Origin of the sequence: Streptosporangium sp. NBC_01639 (genome assembly GCF_045209755.1) — a bacterium.
Lineage (GTDB): Bacteria > Actinomycetota > Actinomycetes > Streptosporangiales > Streptosporangiaceae > Streptosporangium.
Genome location: NZ_CP109272.1, coordinates 7,685,392 through 7,702,528, shown reverse-complemented (window position 1 = coordinate 7,702,528; position 17,137 = coordinate 7,685,392). Strand labels below are relative to the sequence as shown.

Here is a 17,137-nt window from a genome sequence, read left to right as displayed (position 1 = left end):
CTTCTGGAAGACAGCAGGGAGATTGCCGTGAATGACCAGTATGAGCTTTATTGCCTCGCAGATCGGCTTTTTTACGACACCCTTGACGGCCGCCGGGGCGACCACCCCGACTTTCCGCTCGCCGTACGGGATGTCCCGGACGGCTGGGAGCACCAGGCGACCGACATCTGGATGCACTATGCGCCCGTCGCCGGCCGGACGCCGGCGCAGGGGTGGAAGATCCACGTGTCGGCCTGTCTGGAAGACGCCGAGCGGGCCATGGAAGCCGTCTGGGACTACTGCGTGGCACGGAACATCGCGTTCAAGTTCCTGCGCAACCGGCCGGTCATGACGATGCTGAACTCCAAGGCCGCAGCCCGCGGGTCCAGTGGCAAGCTTGTGACGATCTACCCCTTGGACGACGGACAGCTCGAGCTCACCCTGAAGGAACTCGACGAGTTGCTCCAGGGCGTCGAAGGGCCCTACATCCTCAGCGACCTCCGCTACGGCGAAGGCCCGCTCTTCGTCCGCTACGGCGGTTTCGCGGCGCGGCGGTGCCTGGGTGAGAACGGCGAACCGGTGCTGGCCATCGAGGACGCCCACGGGCGGCTGGTACCCGATGTGCGCGAGCCGGCCTTCAGCCTGCCCCCCTGGGTGACGCTACCCGGATTTCTGGAGCCCCATCTGGCCGCCCGCAACGCGGTGACCACCAACGACCTGCCGTACACGATCGAGAGCGTCATCCAGTTCTCCAACGGCGGAGGCGTGTATCTCGGGCGGAGCCTGAGCACCGGCGAGCGGGTCGTGCTGAAGGAGGCGCGCCCGCATGCCGGGCTCGACGCCGCCGACCGCGACGCCGTGACACGGCTGGCGCACGAGCGGGACATGCTGGAGCGCCTGGCCGGGCTGGACGCGGTGCCGGCCCTGGTCGACTACTTCACGCTCGGCGACCACCATTTCCTGGTCCAGGAGTTCGTCGACGGCAATCCGCTGCAGCGGCTCCTCGTCCAGAGGTACCCCCTGACCCGGGCGACCTGCGACCAGGAGAGCGTCGCCGAGTACACCTCGTGGGTGCTCGACGTGCTGCCCAAGGTCCGGCGGGCGGTCGAGTCCCTGCACGGGCGGGGCGTGGTCTTCGGCGATCTGCACCCCAACAACATCCTCCTCACCGCCGAAGGCCGCCTGGTCCTGATCGACTACGAGGTCGCGACCCTGGCCGCGGACCGCGGCCGGGCCGCCCTGGCCCACCCGGCCTTCGGCGCGCCGCCCGATCGGCAGGGGGTCGAGATCGACGTCTACGCCCTCGCCTGCCTCTGCCTCGGGCTGTTCGCCCCCCAGCTCACGATCATGCAGCTGCTCGACCGGGCCAAGGTGGTCCAGCTCGCCGAGTCCGTCAAGGAGACCTTTCCCGTGCCGCCCGAGGTGGTCGAGGAGGCCGTCCGGACCATCACGGGCCCCACCCCGACGGCGGTCCGGCACATCCCCCGTCCCGGCCGCGATCCGTGGCCCGAGGTCAGGGCGGCGATGTGCCGGGCGATCATGGCGAGTGCCACCCTGGACCGGCAGGACAGGCTCTTCCCCGGCGACGTGGCCCAGTTCCAGGCCGGCGGGGGGATCAACCTGGCGTACGGCGCGGCGGGCGTGCTCTACGCGCTGGAACGGGCCGGGCTGGGCCGTTTCCCCGAGCACGAGGACTGGCTGCGCGGCAGGGCGCTGGCTCCCGAGCGGGGAACGGGCATCGGCTTCTACGACGGACTCCACGGCGTGGCCTACGTCCTGGATCTGCTCGGGCACCGTCAGGACGCGCTCGACACGGTCGAGTCGTGCATGCGGGAGAAGTGGGAAACCCTCCAGCTCGGTCTGTTCGGCGGCCTCGCGGGAGTCGGGCTGAACCTGCTCCACCTGGGTGGGACGGCCGGCGAGCGGGCCTTCACCGATCTGGCGCTCCGGATCGTCGACATCTGCTCGGACAGGCTGGGCGGCGCCGAGGACGTGCCGGAGACCAGCGGCGGCGCGAATCCCCGCGCCGGGCTGATGTACGGCTCCTCCGGCCCTGCCCTGCTCTTCCTGAACGCCTACGAGCGGACCGGCGACACCTCGCTGCTCGACCGGGCCGCCGTGGCGCTCCGGCAGGATCTGCGACGCTGCGTCTCCAGTGAGGACGGCACGCTCCAGGTCAGCCAGGGCTGGCGTACCCTTCCCTATCTGGACGAGGGCTCGGTGGGTATCGGCCTGGTCCTCGCCCGCTACCTGACTCACCGTGAGGACGAGGACTTCCGGACCGCGCTCGACGGCTTCCGGCTCGTCACCCGGGGCCGCTACTTCGTCCAGTCGGGGCTCTTCACCGGCCGGAGCGGCATGATCGCGGCCCTCGCCACGGGCCTGGGGCCGACACCGTACGACCCCCGCAACGACCTCGCCGAGCAGATCCGCGGGCTGGGTTGGCACGCGTTGCCCTACGGCGACGGGCTGGCCTTCCCCGGCGACCAACTGCTCAGGCTTTCCATGGACTTCGCGACCGGCACGGCCGGAGTCCTGTTCGCGATGAGCACCGCCCTGCACGACAGGCCGGTGTTCCTCCCCTTTACCGAGCCGCCCGGCGGCACAGGCGCCCTGACCATGGCATTGCCTGTGCATGGATCCGCCGAGCGTCTCCGCTCCCACAAGCCACTGAAGGAGGTGTAACTACATGGTACTTCTCGACCTCCAGACCTTGGAAGCCCCCACCGGCGGCGGTGGCGGCGGTGGCGGCAGCACGTTGACCGTCCTCGGCTGCGAGTCCTACAAGCCGAGCAACCTGAGCCTGCTGCTCTGCCACTAGCCACCCCCACCCCAAGCACTTCTCCAAGAAACGAGGCACTCCCATGGTTCTTCTCGACCTCCAGACCCTGGAGACCCCCACCGGCGGCGGTGGCGGCGGTGGCGGCAGCACGTTGACCGTCCTCGGCTGCGAGTCCTACAAGCCGAGCAACCTGAGCCTGCTGCTCTGCCACTAGCCACCCCCACCCCAAGCACTTCTCCAAGAAACGAGGCACTCCCATGGTTCTTCTCGACCTCCAGACCCTGGAGACCCCCGGCGGCCACGGCGGCGGTGGCGGTGGCGGCAGCACCCTCACCGTCCTCGGCTGCCAGTCCAACCAGCCGAGCAACCTGAGCCTGCTGCTCTGCCACTAGTGAACCGAGTGCCCGGGACGGCCGGCGACGGCAGCCGTCCCGGGCACAGCCCTTTCAGCGAAGGAGGACCGACCGGTGCGGACGGCAGATCGGCTGGTGGCCCGGACCGTACGGCGTGGCGGCCCCTGGCTGGGTGTCCTCGCCGTCGCCTCCGTCATCGGCGCGTGCGCCGAACTGGCGCTCCCGTTCGTCCTGGGCGGAGCGGTCGACAGTCTCGTCGCGGCCGAACCGGCGGGCGGAACCTGGCTGGCCGCCTGCGTCGCGATCGTGACCGTGACGGTGCTCTGCGACACGCTCGGCGTCTGGGGCTCCGGAGCGGTCAACGCCCACACCTCGGCATGGCTCCGGCACCGGATCCTGCGGCACATCCTCGGGGTCGGCCCCGCGATGACCCGCCGGTTCCCCGAAGGCGACCTGGTCACCCGGGCAGGTGTGAACGCCGAGGAGGCGGGACGGGCGCCTGAGGCGATCGTCACCGGGACGGCGCTGCTCATCCCCACGGCGGGCAGCCTCGTGGCACTCACCCTCATCGACTTCCGGCTGACCCTGACCCTGGCCGTGGGTCTCGTCCTCATCGCGCTCGTGCTCCGGGCGTTCTTCCACGTGAGCACCTCCATCGCCGGTGACTACCAGGAGGCGCAGAGCGACATCGCCGCCCGCCTGGTCGACGCCCTGGCGGGGGCCCGGACGATCGCCGCAGCGGGCACCGCCGCCCAGGAGAGGTCACGGGTGCTGACCGCGCTCCCCCGGCTGCGCGCACACGCCATGGCCATGTGGCGGGCCAACGCCCGAGCCGGCGTCCAGGCCGGCGTCGTGGTGCCGCTGCTGGAGGTGGCGGTGCTGGGTGTGGGCGGGCTGCGCCTGGCGAGCGGTGACCTCACGGTCGGCGAACTGTACTCCGCCGCCCGTTACGTCGTGCTCGGAGCCGGCCTCGGAGCCGCGCTGAGCCACATCAACCGCCTGGCACGGGCACGGGCGGCCGCGGGCCGCGTCGTCGAAATGCTCGCCGAGAGACCGCGGACGTACGGCGTGCGACCGCTGCCCGCCGGCCCCGGCACCCTGAAGCTGTACGGCGTCACCGCTGACGGTCTGGGCGGCACCGGCGGCGTCGACCTCGTCGTCCCCGGCGGCTGCTCGGTGGCCGTGGTCGGCCGGTCCGGCGCCGGAAAATCGCTGCTCGCCGCCCTCGCCGGCCGGCTGGCCGATCCTCTCAGCGGGACGGTCACCCTGGACGGCGTCCCCCTGCCCGGCCTTTCCCCGCAGGCACTACGCCAGGCCGTCGGCTACGCCTTCGAACGCCCCGTCCTGGTCGGCGACACCATCGGCGACGTCATCGGCCTCGGCCTCGACGCCCCCTGCCCGGAGACCGTACGAACGGCCGCCCGCGCGGCATGCGCCGACGCCTTCGTCCGGCGGTTGCCGAGAGGCTACGACACCCCGGTCGAGGACGCCCCGATGTCCGGCGGGGAGAGGCAGCGGATCGGCCTGGCCCGCGCCTTCGCGCACGGGGAGCGCCTGCTCGTCCTGGACGACGCCACCTCCAGCCTGGACACCGTCACCGAGCGCCAGGTCGGCAGGGCCCTCGCCGGTGAGCTGCGCGGCCGTACCCGCCTGATCGTGGCCCACCGGGTCGCGACCGCCGCGGCGGCCGACCGGGTGGTCTGGCTGGACGGTGGCCGGGTGCGCGCCTACGACACCCACCTCGCGTTGTGGGACGACCCCGACTACCGGGCGGTCTTCGCCGTGGACGCCCCGTGAACCGCCCCCCGCTTCCGCAGTCGGGCCCGGTGAACCGCCCGATCCGCCGGGCTCTCCGGCGTGCTCCGCGCCCGCTGCTCCGGCTCGGTGTCTGGTCCGTCGCGGAGACCGCGCCCGCTCTCGTCATCGGCCTCGCCATCGCGCGGGCGATCGACGAGGGTTTCGCCGCCGGGCGGCCGGGCGTCGGCTTCGCCTGGCTGGCCGTACTCGGCGGCGCGTGGCTGGTGGCCGCCGTCGGGGCGCGGCAGGTCGTACTGGCGGTCGCCTCGATCGTGGAGCCGTTCCGGGAGGAGCTGCTCGGCCATGTCGTCGAGAGCACACTGAACCGGTCGGCCGCGTCCGGGCAGGGGCCGGACACGGCGGCCGTGGCCCGGTCGAACCTGCAGGTCGAGCTGGCCCGTGACGCGTTCGCCTCGGTCATCACGGTCGTCAGGTCCTTCGTCTTCACCGTGGTGAGCGTGGTGCTTGGCCTGACGACGTTGATTCCCCAGGTGCTCGTGCTGGTGCTGCCGCCGTTCGTCGTCGGTCTCGGTCTCTTCCTGCTCTCACTCCCGGCCATGGCGCGGCGGCAGCGGGCGTTCCTGCTGGCCGACGAGCGCACCGCCGAGTCGGTCACCGCCATGGCCGGCGGGTTGCGTGACATCACCGCCTGCGTGGCGCACGACCGGGTGGCCGACCGGGTCGGCCTGCGGGTGGCGGAGCAGGCCGGAGCCGGGCGGGCGCTCGCCCGGGTGACCGCGGTCCGCACACTGTCACTGGCGGTGGGCGGCTGGCTGCCGGTGCTGCTCGTGCTGGCCGGCACTCCCTGGCTACTGGGTCAGGGGGCCGGAGCCGGTGTGATCCTCGGCGCCCTGGCCTACATCACGCAGTCACTGGCTCCGGCGCTCGGCAACCTCGTGGAGGGGCTGGGCATCAGCGGGGTACGGCTACGCGTGTCGCTCGGCCGCATCCTGCGGGCGGACGACCCCGGCCGCCCGCCGATCGGGACGGACACCGCCCGGGACGCGGAGATCCTGCTGAACGGTGTGACGTTCGCCTACGGACCGCACGCGGAGCCGGTGATCGCCGATCTCGATCTCCACATCCCCGAGGGGGAGCACATCGCCGTGGTGGGCCCCAGCGGGATCGGCAAGTCCACCCTGGCCGCGCTCGTCACCGGCGTGCTCCGGCCGGACGCGGGACAGGTCCTGATCGGCGGTGTCCCGGCCGACCGGCTCGACCCGGCCCAGCGGGTGCTCATCCCCCAGGAGGCCTACGTCTTCCGGGGCTCACTCCTGGAGAACCTGACCTACCTGACCACGGCGTCCCGGGACGCCGTGGACGACGCCGCGACCGCGGTCGGCCTGACCGCGGTGGTGACCCGGCTGGGCGGCTATTCCGCCGAGATCGACGCCGGCATGCTGACCCCGGGTGAGCGCCAGCTCGTCGCGCTGACCCGCGCCTACCTGACCTCCGCCCGCCTGGTGATCCTCGATGAGGCGACGTGTCATCTGGACCCGGCGGCCGAGGCGCGGGCCGAAGAGGCGTTCGCCCGCCGCGGAGGCACCCTGCTCGTCATCGCCCACCGGCTGACCTCGGCGCTGCGCGCCCGGCGGATCCTCGTCATGGACGGCACGAGCGTCCGGTCGGGAGGGCACGAGGAGATGCTCGCCGCCTCGCCGCTCTACGCCGACCTGGTCGGGCACTGGAACCCCACGACCACCCAGGAGCTGGTGCCGTGATCTACCCTCCCGCCGAGTGGCAGCCGATCGTCGACCATCTTCACGGTCATGCCGTGCCCGATCCCTACCGGTGGCTGGAAGACCCGGCGAGCGCCGCGACAGGGAGCTGGCTGGCCGCCCAGGACGAGCTGTGGCGCAGCCACGCCGACACGCTCGCCGAACGCGACGGGTGGCACGCCCGGGTGTCGGAGCTCACCGGCGCCGGAACGGTCAGCCCGCCGCTCTGGCGCGGAGAGCGCCGGTTCTTCCTGCGCTGCACGGCGGGACAGGAACACGGGGTGCTCTACACCGCCGGGCCGGACGGGACCGAGGTGCCGCTGATCGACCCTGCGGAGCTCGACCCCAGCGGGCTGACCACGCTGGACCAGTGGCATCCCGATCCGGACGGCCGGCTGCTGACCTACCAGCTGTCCAGGAGCGGTGACGAGCACGCGGAGCTCTATGTGATGGACGTCGGCACCCGGCAGGTGGTCGACGGTCCCATCGACCGCTGCCGTCACGCACCCGTGGCATGGCTTCCGGACGGGAAGGCGTTCTTCTACGTCCGGTCCCGCCAGATCCGCCTGCACCGGCTCGGCACCCCGGCCGAGGAGGACGGGGTGATCTGCGCGGCCGACCGGTCCTACGGTCTGGGGATCAGCCACGACGGCCGCTGGCTGACGGTGTCGGCGGCGGCCGCCGGCGGCAACGACCTCTGGCTGGCCGATCTGTCCGTCTCCGGCCCGGACCGCCCCGCGTTACGGGTGGTCCAGGAGGGGGCGGGCGCGGTGACCGCGCCCGCCGTCGGCCCCGACGGACGTCTGTATCTCCTCACCACGCTGGGTGCTCCCCGGGGCCGGCTGTGCGTCGCCGACCCCGAGCACCCCGAGCCGGAGCACTGGGTCGGCCTGGTCGGCCCGGACCCCGAGGCGGTGATCGGCGACTTCGCGATCCTCGACGACGCGGTCCTGCTCGTCGGCTGGACCCGGCATGCGATCAGCGAGATCAGCGTCCACGACCTGGCCACCGGCGAGCGGCGCGGCCAGGTGCCGTTACCCGGTCTCGGCTCGGCCGGGCGGATGTCCGTCCGGCCCGGAGGCGGTCACGAGGTCTGGTTCACCTACACCGACAGCGTCACCCCGGGTGGCGTGCGCCGCTACGACGCGCGTACCGGCGAGACCTCGTCATGGGCCGCCGCACCCGGTGCCGTCGAGGTGCCGGAGCTCTCGGCCCGTCGGCTCGTCTACGCGTCGGCGGACGGCACGCCGGTGCGGATGGTCGTGCTGGCCCGGCCGGGGACCGGCCCCCGGCCGACGATCCTGTACGGCTACGGCGGGTTCGGGCTCTCGCTCACCCCCACCTACTCCAGCTACATCCTGCCCTGGGTGGAAGCCGGGGGCGTCTTCGTGCTGGCGCAGCTCCGCGGCGGCGGCGAGGAGGGTGAGCAGTGGCACCGTGCCGGAATGCTCGATCGCAAGCAGAACGTGTTCGACGACTTCGTGGCGGCGGCGGAACGGCTCATCGCCGACGGCGTGACCACCCCCGCGCAGCTGGGCGCCTGTGGCGAGTCGAACGGCGGGCTGCTGGTCGGCGCCGCGGTGACACAGCGGCCTGACCTGTTCGCCGCCGCGGTCTGTTCGGCCCCGCTGCTCGACATGGTCCGCTACGAACGCTCCGGCCTCGGCCCCTCCTGGCGGTCGGAGTACGGTTCGGCCTCCGATCCCGAGCAACTGGGCTGGCTGCTGGGCTACTCCCCCTACCACCGGGTCAAGGACGGGGTGGACTACCCCGCGACACTGCTGACCTCCTTCGGCGGCGACTCCCGGGTGGACCCCATGCACGCCCGCAAGATGTGCGCGGCCCTGCAACACGCGACGTCGGGCAGCCGGCCGATCCTGCTGCGCCACGAGAACGACGTCGGGCACGGCTCCCGGGCGGTCAGCCGGTCGGTCGGCCTGGCAGCCGACATGCTCGCCTTCCTCGCCGCGCAGACCGGCCTGCGGCGGTCTCAGTTCACGTCCCGGTAGCGGATCAACCCGATCTCGCGTGCGTCGTCCGGCCACAGCCAACCGGCCTCCCGGGCGATGGTGACCGCCTCCACCCGCGTCCTGGCGCCGATCTTGACGAGGATCCGCGCCAGGTAGTTGCGGACCGTACCGCCGGACAGGAAGAGCCGGTCGGCGATCTCGCTGACCGGCGCCCCCTCCGCAGCGACCTTGAGCACCTCGAGTTCGCGGGTGGTGAGGGGGTTTCGCCGGGCGTTGAGCGCGGCGACGGCGAGCTCGGGGTCGATGACCCGCTCACCGGCGGCCACCCGGCGCAGGCATTCGGCGAGCTGTCCCGCCGGGGTGTCCTTGACGACGAATCCGCGCACGCCGGCGTCCAGTGCCCGGCGCAGCGCCGCCGGGGTCGCCAGTCCCGTCAGGATGACCGTCTTGCACGCGGGAAGCCTGCGGTGCAGTTCCGCGGCGGCGGCCAGGCCGTCGGTGCCGGGCAGGCCGATGTCGATGAGCGCGATGTCGGGCCTGCAGGCGAGACACGAGGGCACCACGTCGTCACCGTGGCCGACCTCCCCGACCACCGTGATGTCCTGCTCGATGGAGAGCAGGGCGACCATGGCTCCTCGGACGAGATGCATGTCCTCGGCGATAAGGACGCTTATCACCGCTTACCCCCTTTTCGGCGACCCCTCGCGCTCCTCGGATCATGAGCGCTACCCCGGGAAGTCAGATGACTACCCTAAATAACCGGGTTGAGCATCGTGCGCCAGATCCGGCCAGGAAAATGTGACGCTCGGGCGCCGCCCGGTCACCTGCTGGGCCCATCTGCGGACCGGGCTCCGCAGCGAGTCCCGATGACCGAGGCGGGGTCCTTGTGGACGAGGTCCGCAGATCCGGCGGGCGACGAGGTCCGCAGATCCGGCGGGCAGAACAGGGGACTACGACCGTATTGCCCCGATGATCCAGTTCGCCGATGATGAGGGTCATGTCCGCCGCGCCGGAATGCGAGGGCCTGATGCTCTACAACCCGTTCGACCACGCGCTGCAGGAGAACCCCTACCCCACCTACACGCGGCTCCGGGACGAGGCTCCGCTCTACCGCAACGACGAACTGGACTTCTGGGCGCTGTCCCGGCACACCGATGTCAACGCCGCGTTCCGCGATCCGGCCCTGTTCTCCAGCGCCCACGGCGTCACCCTGGAGATGTGGGACCCCGCCGCGGCCGACCTGGTGGGGTTTCTCGCGATGGACCCTCCCCGCCACACCCGGATGCGGGCACTGGTCTCCCGCGGCTTCACCCCCGCCCGGGTGGCCGGCCTGGAGCCCGCCGTACGCGCGGCCGCCCGCGAGTGCCTCGCGCCGGCGCTGGAGGCGGGCACGTTCGACTTCGCCGGAGTGGTTTCGGCGGTCCCGGTGTACGTCATCTCCGAACTGCTCGGCGTCCCGAGGGAGGACCGGGCGGAGATGCTGCGCCTGTCGGAGATCCTCATCACCCGCCACGACGGCGACACCGGGATACCGCAGGCGTTCTGGGACGCCGGACTCGCACTGACCACCCGCTACCGGGAACTGATCGCCGAGCGCCGGGCCGAGCCACGGGACGACCTCGTCAGCGCACTCGTCATGGCCGAGATCGACGGGGACCGGCTCGGCGACGAGGAGATCGTCGCCGTACTGTCGCTGATCGGCATCGCGGGCAACGAGTCGGTGACCAAGCTGGCGGCCAACGCCTGGTACCAGGCCTGGCTCCATCCCGGCCAGCGCGCGATCGCCTGGGCGGGGGCGATCATCGCGTGGGTGGAGGAGACGCTCCGCTACGACGGGTCCGCGCAGATGGTCGCCCGCCGGCTCACCCGTGACACCGTTCTGCACGGCACGGAGGTCCCGGCCGGCGCCCGAGTGGTGCTGCTCGGCGCCTCCGCCAACCGCGACCCGCGGGTGTTCCCGCACGCCGACCGCTACGACCTGACCCGCGACACCGGCCAGGCCCTCGCGTTCGGATCCGGCCCGCATTTCTGTCTCGGCGCGGCCTTGGCCCGTCTCCAGCTCAGGGTCGTGCTGGAGGAGTTCGTCGCCGCGGTGGACGGCTACGAGATCGACGAGAAGGGCATCGCGTTCGTGCACTCCCCGAACCTGCGCGGCTTCCGTGCGCTGCCCACTGAGGTCACGCTCCGATAGCGAGCCGGCCGACTCCGCCGTACAGCCCGGTGGGAGCGGGGCCGGAGCCGGGATCGGTGGGACGCCACCACGCCACGTCCACCAGCCCCGGCTCCAGCAACTCGAACCCGGCGAACAGGCCGGCGATCTCGTCGCGGGTGCGCACATAGGCCTGCGACGCCTTCCGTATCTGCTCCTTGCGGTCCTCCCACCCCTCCACCCCTCCGTGGGAGATCGCCAGGAAGCTCCCGGCGGGGAGGGCGTCCCGGAACGTGGTCACGATCCGGGCGGGGTCGTCGGCATCGGAGACGAAGTGCAGCAGCGCCACCATCAGCAGGCCGACCGGCTGGGACCAGTCGATGAAATCCCGCACCACCGGCGCGTCCAGGATCTCCTGCGGTCTGGTGGCGTCGCCGCCGACGATTCGCACCCTGTCGGAGCGGGCCATCAGAGCACGGGCGTGCGCCAGCACGATCTCATCGTGGTCGACGTATACGACGCGGGTGTCGGGCGCGACCGCGTGGGCGATCTCGTGGACGTTGCCGCCGGCCGGCAGCCCTGCTCCGATGTCGAGGAACTGGCGGACACCCTGGTCCACGAGATGCCTCACCACCCTGCCGAGGAACCGGCGGTTCTCCACGAACGACCTGCGGCTGTCCGGATTGAGCTCCAGGATGCGCCGGGCGGCCTCCCGGTCGGCGGGGAAGTTCTCACTGCCGCCGATCATCCAGTCGTAGACGCGGGCCGGGTGAGGTTTGGCGGTGTCGAAGTCCATGGGTGACCACCTTCGTATCCGGGGGGTGTGCTGCGCCACAGTAGTCCTCCGTACGGCCGCATACCGGTCACGGCAGACGGCGGAGCCCGTCCCGCGCCTCGGTGAGCACGTCGACCGTCTCCTCCGGTCTGCACGCCGCCACCGTCAGGCGGGCGAACGCCTCGTGGTAGGCGTCCGCGTCCGTACCGTCCAGCACGAAGTCGTTGTCGAACTGGTGGACCGAGACCACCAGGTCCCCGTCGGGGAAACGGAACATCGTGAACGGCGCCGACCGGGGCAGGTAGGACGACGCCAGTCTCGTCACCTGCAACGTGATGTGCGGCTGCTTCGCCATGTCGATCAGATGACTCAGCTGGTCCACCTGTGCCCGGCGACCGGCGATGCACCGCATCAGGACCGCCTCGTCGACGACCGCCCACAGTGTCGGGCCGCCGGGGGCGGCGAGCGCGTCCTGCCGGCGCGTCGTCGTCCCCACCGCCCCTTCCACCAGCTCCGGCGGCGGGCAGGGGTTCTGGGACACGAGGACCGCGGCCGCCGCGTACTCGGCGGTCTGCAGCAACGGAGGGACGAACTGGAGCTGGTAGGTCCGGATCAGTTCCGCACGCTGTTCCAGGCCGAACGTCGCCGACACCCACAGCGGGATGGCGGGCGTGTCCCACCAGCCCGGCTCCCGCCGGCCACCGGCGATCGACAGAACCGCCTCCCTCTGGAAGCGGGTGGTCACGCCGTAGAGGGTGAGCAGCGCTTCGACGTCGTCAAGTGGGGTCTCGATCTCGACGACGCCGTTCTCCATGGACGTGACCACCCGCTCGTCGACGTCGACCATGTCCCCGGCCTGCGCCGGAGACAGCCCGCGCGCCTCCCGCAGGAGCCGCAGCCGCTCGCCCAGAACAGCGCGCTGGCCGGCGTCGAGCTTTCCGACGAGGCGCGGCGGACTCTCCTCGATGTCGGGAAGAGCCGTACCGCTGTCGCCGGAAGAGAAAGGGCTAGGGATGTCATCCCCCACAAGCCATCCCAGAGGCACCCGGAGCAGCACAGCGAGCGCTGTGAGCTGTTCCAGGGTCGGATTGGTCCGCTGGCCCTTGCTCAGCTGGTGGATGTAGACGTGAGTGGTCTGTACTCCCGCGTCGGTGACGGCTCTCGCTGCCCTGCGCGTGGAGTAGCCGCGATGACGCAGCGCCTCCGTCAGCCGGTCGGCGAGACTCGCCACGCATACCTCCTGTCCGGCAACGGTCATGTACGTGACGCGAGAGGCTCAGAATACGCGCGTTAACTGACAGTTAACAAGAGTCGGCCGACCTCTCGATGAATGCCCCGTTCTGCCGGCACTGGCATCACACCCGCTCGGAGAGCCCTACACGTATTCGACCCGTCTACCGGGCCGGTTTCCCCCGGAGCCGCAATTCCATGGACCGGCCGCCGTCCGGCCGGTATGTTGATCACAGGTGTTTTCGTCGTTTTAGCGGCCCAAGACACCGAGCTCCCGCAAGGGACTCGGCAACGTCGGTTCGAATCCGGCCGAGAACGCCAGAAGCCCCCGTTCGCCCTTCGGGACATGCGGGGGCTCTTTTTCGCATTTCCCGAGCAACGGCTTGCCCCAGCACGATGGCCTCGGCGCCGGGTTCGACGTACCGCATGGCGGTGCGGGGGTTCTTGTGGCGGGTCTTGCCCGTGATGAATCGCAGCGGGACCCGGGCCTCGCCGAGGTGAGTGGCGGCGCTGTGGCGCAGCCGGTGGATCGTGGTCCTGGCGACCGCGTGGGCCTCGTCGGGAGCCTCCTTGCGGCGTTCGGCGACGGCCGGTACCGAGGGCCGGCGCAGCCCGTCTTCTCGCAGAGGGGCGGCGGACCCGCTCACGAGCAGTGCTCAGGTCGCCCGCACCCACGTTCCTGCGGTCTCGGCTTGCACCCCAGCTATTCAGTGTTGCTAAATACCAGTAGCTAGCGTTACTTTGTACTAGTAGTCAGCAACACCAAGTAGCTGGAGGGAGGTGTTTCCATGGGCAAGCAGGCGACGGAGATGCTCAAGGGAACGCTGGAGGGCATCGTCCTGGCGATCCTGTCCGGCCGGTCCGCGTACGGCTACGAGATCACGGCGTGGCTGCGCGATCAGGGCTTCTCCGACATCGCCGAAGGCACCATCTACGCACTGCTCATCAGGATCGAGCAGCGCGGCCTCGTCGACGTGCAGAAGGTCCCGTCCGAGAAGGGGCCGCCGCGCAAGGTGTACTCCCTGAACGCTCAGGGACGCGAGTACCTCGACGAGTTCTGGAGGACCTGGAGCTTCCTCACCGAACGGCTCCAACAGCTCCGCGAAGGAGGCAAGTAGACATGGACACAGGGTCGAGCGAGCCGAAGAGCCGCTACCGGCAGTACCTGGAGGTGGTCACCGGACCGCTGGAGGACAAGAGGCGCTGGCGGCAGTACAAGGCGCGCATCAAAGCGCTTCCCGAGAACTATCGCACGGCGGTCGAAGCGCTGGAGCGGTACCTGATGCACTTCGGGCCGGGGGACGGCTCCGAAGCGGCCTCGATGTTCGAAGACCTTGCCGATCTGTTCGAGCAGAGCGCGGCGGACGGAACTCCGATCCGCGACATCGTCGGCGAAGACCCCGTGGAGTTCGTCGAGGCGTTCGTGCAGAACTACCCGGGGGGTTCGTGGATCCGCCGGGAGCGGGACCGACTGAGCGACGCCATCGATCGCGTCACGGGCGACCAGCCGTGACCGGACAGAGAACGGATATCCGGATGACAGCCCATCAGGTCCAGGAGCCTGCAATCCGCGTGCAGGGCCTGACGAAGTCGTACAAGGAGCTGCGGGTGCTGCGCGGCGTGGACTTCGCCGTGGCCCGGGGCAGCATCTTCGCCCTGCTCGGCTCGAACGGGGCGGGCAAGACCACGGTCGTGAAAATCCTGTCCACGCTGCTCAAGGCCGACGCGGGCACCGCCCGCGTGCACGGCTTCGACGTCGCCACGCAGGCCGCGGACGTGCGGGAGTCCATCAGCCTCACCGGACAGTTCGCCGCCGTCGACGAGATCCTCAGCGGCCGGGAGAACCTCGTGCTGGTCGCCCGGTTACGGCATCTCAAGAATCCGGGCAAGATCGCCGATGACCTGCTGACACGTTTCTCGCTGACCGACGCGGGCGCGCGGAAGGTGTCGACGTACTCGGGTGGCATGCGCCGCCGCCTCGACATCGCGATGAGCCTGATCGGCGATCCGCCGGTCATCTTCCTCGACGAGCCGACGACCGGGCTCGACCCCCAGGCGCGCATCGAGGTGTGGCAGGCCGTCAAGGAACTCGCCGAGCGGGGCACGACGGTGCTGCTCACCACGCAGTACCTGGACGAGGCCGAACACCTCGCCGACCGGATCGCGATCCTGCACCAGGGCCGGATCATCGTCAACGGCACCCTGGCCGAGCTCAAGCAGCTGCTGCCGCCCGCCAAGGTCGAATACATCGAGAAGCAGCCGACCCTCGAAGACGTCTTCCTCACCCTCGTCGGCGCCGATGGCAGGGGCGGCGAGCCGGCGAACACCGCAGCACCGGCACGGACAAGTCAGGAATCACGATGAGCAAGCATTTCTTCGGCGACACCGCCGTCCTGCTGGGACGGTCCCTGCGCCACATCAGCCGCAGCCCGGACACCATCATCACGACCGCGATCATGCCGATCGCCATGATGCTGATGTTCGTCTACGTGTTCGGCGGCGCGATCAAAACAGAGTCGGATTCGTATGTGAACTACATGCTGCCCGGCATCCTGCTCATCACGGTCGCCTCGGGCATCGCCTACACCGCGTTCCGGCTCTTCACCGACATGACGAGCGGCATCTTCGAGCGCTTCCAGTCCATGCCGACCGCGCGCTCGTCCGTGCTGTGGGCGCACGTGCTGACCTCGCTGATCGCCAATTCGATCTCGCTCGTGGTCGTCGTGCTCGTCGCCCTGCTCATGGGCTTCCGCTCGTCGGCGCCGGTGCAGGCATGGCTCGCGGTCGCCGGCATCCTGATCCTGTTCACCCTGGCACTGACGTGGATCGCCCTCATCCCCGGTCTTACCGCGAAGTCCGTGGAAGGCGCGAGCGCGTTCTCCTACCCGCTCATCTTCCTGCCGTTCCTCAGCTCGGCCTTCGTGCCCACCGACACCATGCCCGGCCCGGTGCGCGTCTTCGCCGAGCACCAGCCGGTGACCTCCATCGTCAACGCCATCCGCGACCTGTTCGCCCAGCAGCCGGTCGGCACCGACATCTGGATCGCCCTGGCCTGGTCTGCCGGCATCCTCATCGTCGCCTACGTCTTCGCCATGAACACCTACCGCCGCAGAATCGCCTAGGACCGTCTCGATCGAGAGGAATGACCATGGAACACACCGTCACCACGCTGCCGGCCGCGCGTCAGCCCGGCTGCCCCTTCGACCCGCCCAAAGAGCTGATCGACGCCCGCGAGCACAGCCCGATCAGCCGCTACCCCTTCCCCGACGGGCACCAGGGCTGGCTGGTCACCGGCTACGACCTGGTCCGATCGGTCCTGGCCGACCCGCGGTTCAGCTCCCGCAAGGACCTGATGGGCCACCACCCGACCATCGACTACGGCGACATCGAGATCCCCCCGGCGCCGCCCGGCGAGTTCCTCCTCATGGACGAGCCGCAGCACAGCCGCTACCGCAAACCGCTGGTGGGCAAGTTCACCGTCCGGCGGATGCGCCTGCTCACCGAGCGCGTCGAGCAGATCACCGCCGAACACCTGGACGCGATGGAGAAGGCCGGGCCGTCGGCGGACCTGGTGACCGCGTTCGCCAAGCCCATCCCCGCCATCGTCATCTGTGAGCTGCTGGGCGTGCCGTACGAGGACCGGGGCTCCTTCCAGGAGCACATCGACACCTTCCTCGGCGGGGAGGCCGGCGACGAGGAACTGATCGCGGCCTACCTCGCGACCCAGCGCTACCTCGCGCAGCTGGTGGCCGCCAAGCGCGCCAACCCCACCGACGACGTGCTCAGCGACCTGCTCGACAGCGACCTGACCGACGAGGAGCTGCAGGGGATGGCCCTGATCCTGCTGTCGGCCGGGTTCGACACCACCGCGAACATGCTCGCGCTGGGCACCTTCGCGCTGCTGCAGAACCCGGCGCAGCTGGCCGCGCTGCGCACCGACCCTGCGCTCACCGACGGGGCCGTGGAGGAGCTGCTGCGCTACCTGAGCGTCGCCAAGACATTCATGAGGACGGCCCTGGAGGACGTCGAGCTGGGCGGCCAGACCATCACGGCCGGCACGACGGTCATCCTGTCTCTCAACACCGCCAACCGCGACCCCGAACGCTTCACCGACCCCCACACGCTCGACCTGCGCAGGCAGGACGGCGGGCACCTGGCCTTCAGCCACGGCATCCACCAGTGCCTGGGCCAGCAACTGGCCCGCGTCGAGCTGCGCGTCGCGCTCCCCGCGCTGCTCGACCGCTTCCCCACCCTCCGGCTGGCCGTACCCGCCGAAGAGGTCGCCCTGCGCCCGGAGATCGCGGACATCTACGGGGTCAAGAGCCTCCCGGTCACCTGGGACGCCTGACCGTGAGCCGGTGACGGGCGAAGCCGCCTACGCCCG

Annotated in this window: 16 protein-coding genes, 1 tRNA gene and 1 pseudogene; 14 read left to right on the top strand and 4 right to left on the bottom strand. The window is 70.5% G+C overall.

All coding sequences use genetic code 11. The features are described from left to right. Positions 1–27 precede the first annotated feature (27 nt). The 7 genes from lanKC to OHA77_RS34945 all read left to right on the top strand — a co-directional run bounded on the left by lanKC (position 28) and on the right by OHA77_RS34945 (position 8,638). Positions 28–2,664, top strand: coding sequence for a class III lanthionine synthetase LanKC (gene lanKC / locus OHA77_RS34975; protein ID WP_406313567.1), 2,637 nt, complete (start codon positions 28–30; stop codon positions 2,662–2,664). 4 nt (positions 2,665–2,668) lie between these two features. Next, complete coding sequence (locus OHA77_RS34970) at positions 2,669–2,800, top strand: SapB/AmfS family lanthipeptide (protein ID WP_086578608.1); 132 nt, start codon at positions 2,669–2,671, stop codon at positions 2,798–2,800. 43 nt (positions 2,801–2,843) lie between these two features. Beyond that, positions 2,844–2,975 (top strand): SapB/AmfS family lanthipeptide, encoded by a 132-nt coding sequence (locus OHA77_RS34965; protein ID WP_406313566.1) that lies wholly within the window; start codon positions 2,844–2,846, stop codon positions 2,973–2,975. A 43-nt stretch (positions 2,976–3,018) separates the two neighbouring features. Further along, positions 3,019–3,153, top strand: a complete 135-nt coding sequence (locus OHA77_RS34960) for a SapB/AmfS family lanthipeptide (protein ID WP_406313565.1) — start codon at positions 3,019–3,021, stop codon at positions 3,151–3,153. A 75-nt stretch (positions 3,154–3,228) separates the two neighbouring features. Then, positions 3,229–4,911: an ABC transporter ATP-binding protein gene (locus OHA77_RS34955; protein ID WP_406313564.1), complete on the top strand. Its 1,683-nt coding sequence runs from the start codon at positions 3,229–3,231 to the stop codon at positions 4,909–4,911. After that, positions 4,908–6,632 carry an ATP-binding cassette domain-containing protein gene (locus OHA77_RS34950; protein WP_406313563.1) on the top strand — a complete coding sequence of 575 codons (1,725 nt, stop codon included), beginning with the start codon at positions 4,908–4,910 and terminating at the stop codon, positions 6,630–6,632. The genes OHA77_RS34955 and OHA77_RS34950 overlap by 4 nt, the downstream gene beginning before the upstream one ends. Continuing rightward, positions 6,629–8,638 (top strand): prolyl oligopeptidase family protein, encoded by a 2,010-nt coding sequence (locus OHA77_RS34945; RefSeq protein ID WP_406313562.1) that lies wholly within the window; start codon positions 6,629–6,631, stop codon positions 8,636–8,638. The genes OHA77_RS34950 and OHA77_RS34945 overlap by 4 nt, the downstream gene beginning before the upstream one ends. Here OHA77_RS34945 and OHA77_RS34940 read toward each other — a convergent pair. Then, positions 8,620–9,276: a response regulator gene (locus OHA77_RS34940; protein ID WP_406313561.1), complete on the bottom strand. Its 657-nt coding sequence runs from the start codon at positions 9,274–9,276 to the stop codon at positions 8,620–8,622. The two genes, OHA77_RS34945 and OHA77_RS34940, sit on opposite strands and share 19 nt — an antisense overlap. A gap of 320 nt (positions 9,277–9,596) precedes the next feature. Between OHA77_RS34940 and OHA77_RS34935 the strand changes: the two genes are divergently transcribed. After that, positions 9,597–10,790, top strand: a complete 1,194-nt coding sequence (locus OHA77_RS34935; RefSeq protein WP_406313560.1) for a cytochrome P450 — start codon at positions 9,597–9,599, stop codon at positions 10,788–10,790. Here the strand turns inward: OHA77_RS34935 and OHA77_RS34930 are convergent. Then, positions 10,777–11,544 carry an SAM-dependent methyltransferase gene (locus OHA77_RS34930; RefSeq protein WP_406313559.1) on the bottom strand — a complete coding sequence of 256 codons (768 nt, stop codon included), beginning with the start codon at positions 11,542–11,544 and terminating at the stop codon, positions 10,777–10,779. The two genes, OHA77_RS34935 and OHA77_RS34930, sit on opposite strands and share 14 nt — an antisense overlap. A 67-nt stretch (positions 11,545–11,611) precedes the next feature. Beyond that, positions 11,612–12,754 (bottom strand): Scr1 family TA system antitoxin-like transcriptional regulator, encoded by a 1,143-nt coding sequence (locus OHA77_RS34925; RefSeq protein WP_406313558.1) that lies wholly within the window; start codon positions 12,752–12,754, stop codon positions 11,612–11,614. 237 nt (positions 12,755–12,991) lie between these two features. On the opposite strand from OHA77_RS34925, the gene OHA77_RS34920 reads away from it, so the two are divergent. After that, a tRNA-OTHER gene (locus tag OHA77_RS34920) sits at positions 12,992–13,074 on the top strand. Positions 13,075–13,226: 152 nt separating this feature from the next. Here OHA77_RS34920 and OHA77_RS34915 read toward each other — a convergent pair. Continuing rightward, positions 13,227–13,400: pseudogene (locus OHA77_RS34915) on the bottom strand (hypothetical protein); the annotation flags it as partial. A 141-nt stretch (positions 13,401–13,541) separates the two neighbouring features. Between OHA77_RS34915 and OHA77_RS34910 the strand changes: the two are divergent. The 5 genes from OHA77_RS34910 to OHA77_RS34890 are packed head-to-tail and all read left to right on the top strand — an operon-like array spanning position 13,542 to position 17,101. Then, positions 13,542–13,871: a PadR family transcriptional regulator gene (locus OHA77_RS34910; protein WP_406313557.1), complete on the top strand. Its 330-nt coding sequence runs from the start codon at positions 13,542–13,544 to the stop codon at positions 13,869–13,871. Positions 13,872–13,873: 2 nt separating this feature from the next. After that, positions 13,874–14,266 carry a DUF1048 domain-containing protein gene (locus OHA77_RS34905; protein WP_406313556.1) on the top strand — a complete coding sequence of 131 codons (393 nt, stop codon included), beginning with the start codon at positions 13,874–13,876 and terminating at the stop codon, positions 14,264–14,266. A 23-nt stretch (positions 14,267–14,289) separates the two neighbouring features. Then, on the top strand, positions 14,290–15,117 hold the full coding sequence (locus OHA77_RS34900) for an ABC transporter ATP-binding protein (protein WP_406313555.1): 828 nt from the start codon (positions 14,290–14,292) through the stop codon (positions 15,115–15,117). Beyond that, positions 15,114–15,875, top strand: a complete 762-nt coding sequence (locus OHA77_RS34895; RefSeq protein ID WP_406313554.1) for an ABC transporter permease — start codon at positions 15,114–15,116, stop codon at positions 15,873–15,875. Before OHA77_RS34900 ends, OHA77_RS34895 begins: the two co-directional genes overlap by 4 nt. 26 nt (positions 15,876–15,901) lie before the next feature. Continuing rightward, positions 15,902–17,101: a cytochrome P450 gene (locus OHA77_RS34890; RefSeq protein ID WP_406313553.1), complete on the top strand. Its 1,200-nt coding sequence runs from the start codon at positions 15,902–15,904 to the stop codon at positions 17,099–17,101. Positions 17,102–17,137: the final 36 nt, after the last annotated feature.

Coding starts and splice junctions, on each gene's coding strand:
- OHA77_RS34970 (WP_086578608.1), top strand. CDS start 2,669: ATGGTACTTCTCGACCTCCAGACCTTGGAAGCCCCCACCGGCGGCGGT.
- OHA77_RS34965 (WP_406313566.1), top strand. CDS start 2,844: ATGGTTCTTCTCGACCTCCAGACCCTGGAGACCCCCACCGGCGGCGGT.
- OHA77_RS34960 (WP_406313565.1), top strand. CDS start 3,019: ATGGTTCTTCTCGACCTCCAGACCCTGGAGACCCCCGGCGGCCACGGC.
- OHA77_RS34935 (WP_406313560.1), top strand. CDS start 9,597: ATGTCCGCCGCGCCGGAATGCGAGGGCCTGATGCTCTACAACCCGTTC.
- OHA77_RS34930 (WP_406313559.1), bottom strand. CDS start 11,544: ATGGACTTCGACACCGCCAAACCTCACCCGGCCCGCGTCTACGACTGG.
- OHA77_RS34910 (WP_406313557.1), top strand. CDS start 13,542: ATGGGCAAGCAGGCGACGGAGATGCTCAAGGGAACGCTGGAGGGCATC.
- OHA77_RS34905 (WP_406313556.1), top strand. CDS start 13,874: ATGGACACAGGGTCGAGCGAGCCGAAGAGCCGCTACCGGCAGTACCTG.
- OHA77_RS34900 (WP_406313555.1), top strand. CDS start 14,290: ATGACAGCCCATCAGGTCCAGGAGCCTGCAATCCGCGTGCAGGGCCTG.
- OHA77_RS34895 (WP_406313554.1), top strand. CDS start 15,114: ATGAGCAAGCATTTCTTCGGCGACACCGCCGTCCTGCTGGGACGGTCC.
- OHA77_RS34890 (WP_406313553.1), top strand. CDS start 15,902: ATGGAACACACCGTCACCACGCTGCCGGCCGCGCGTCAGCCCGGCTGC.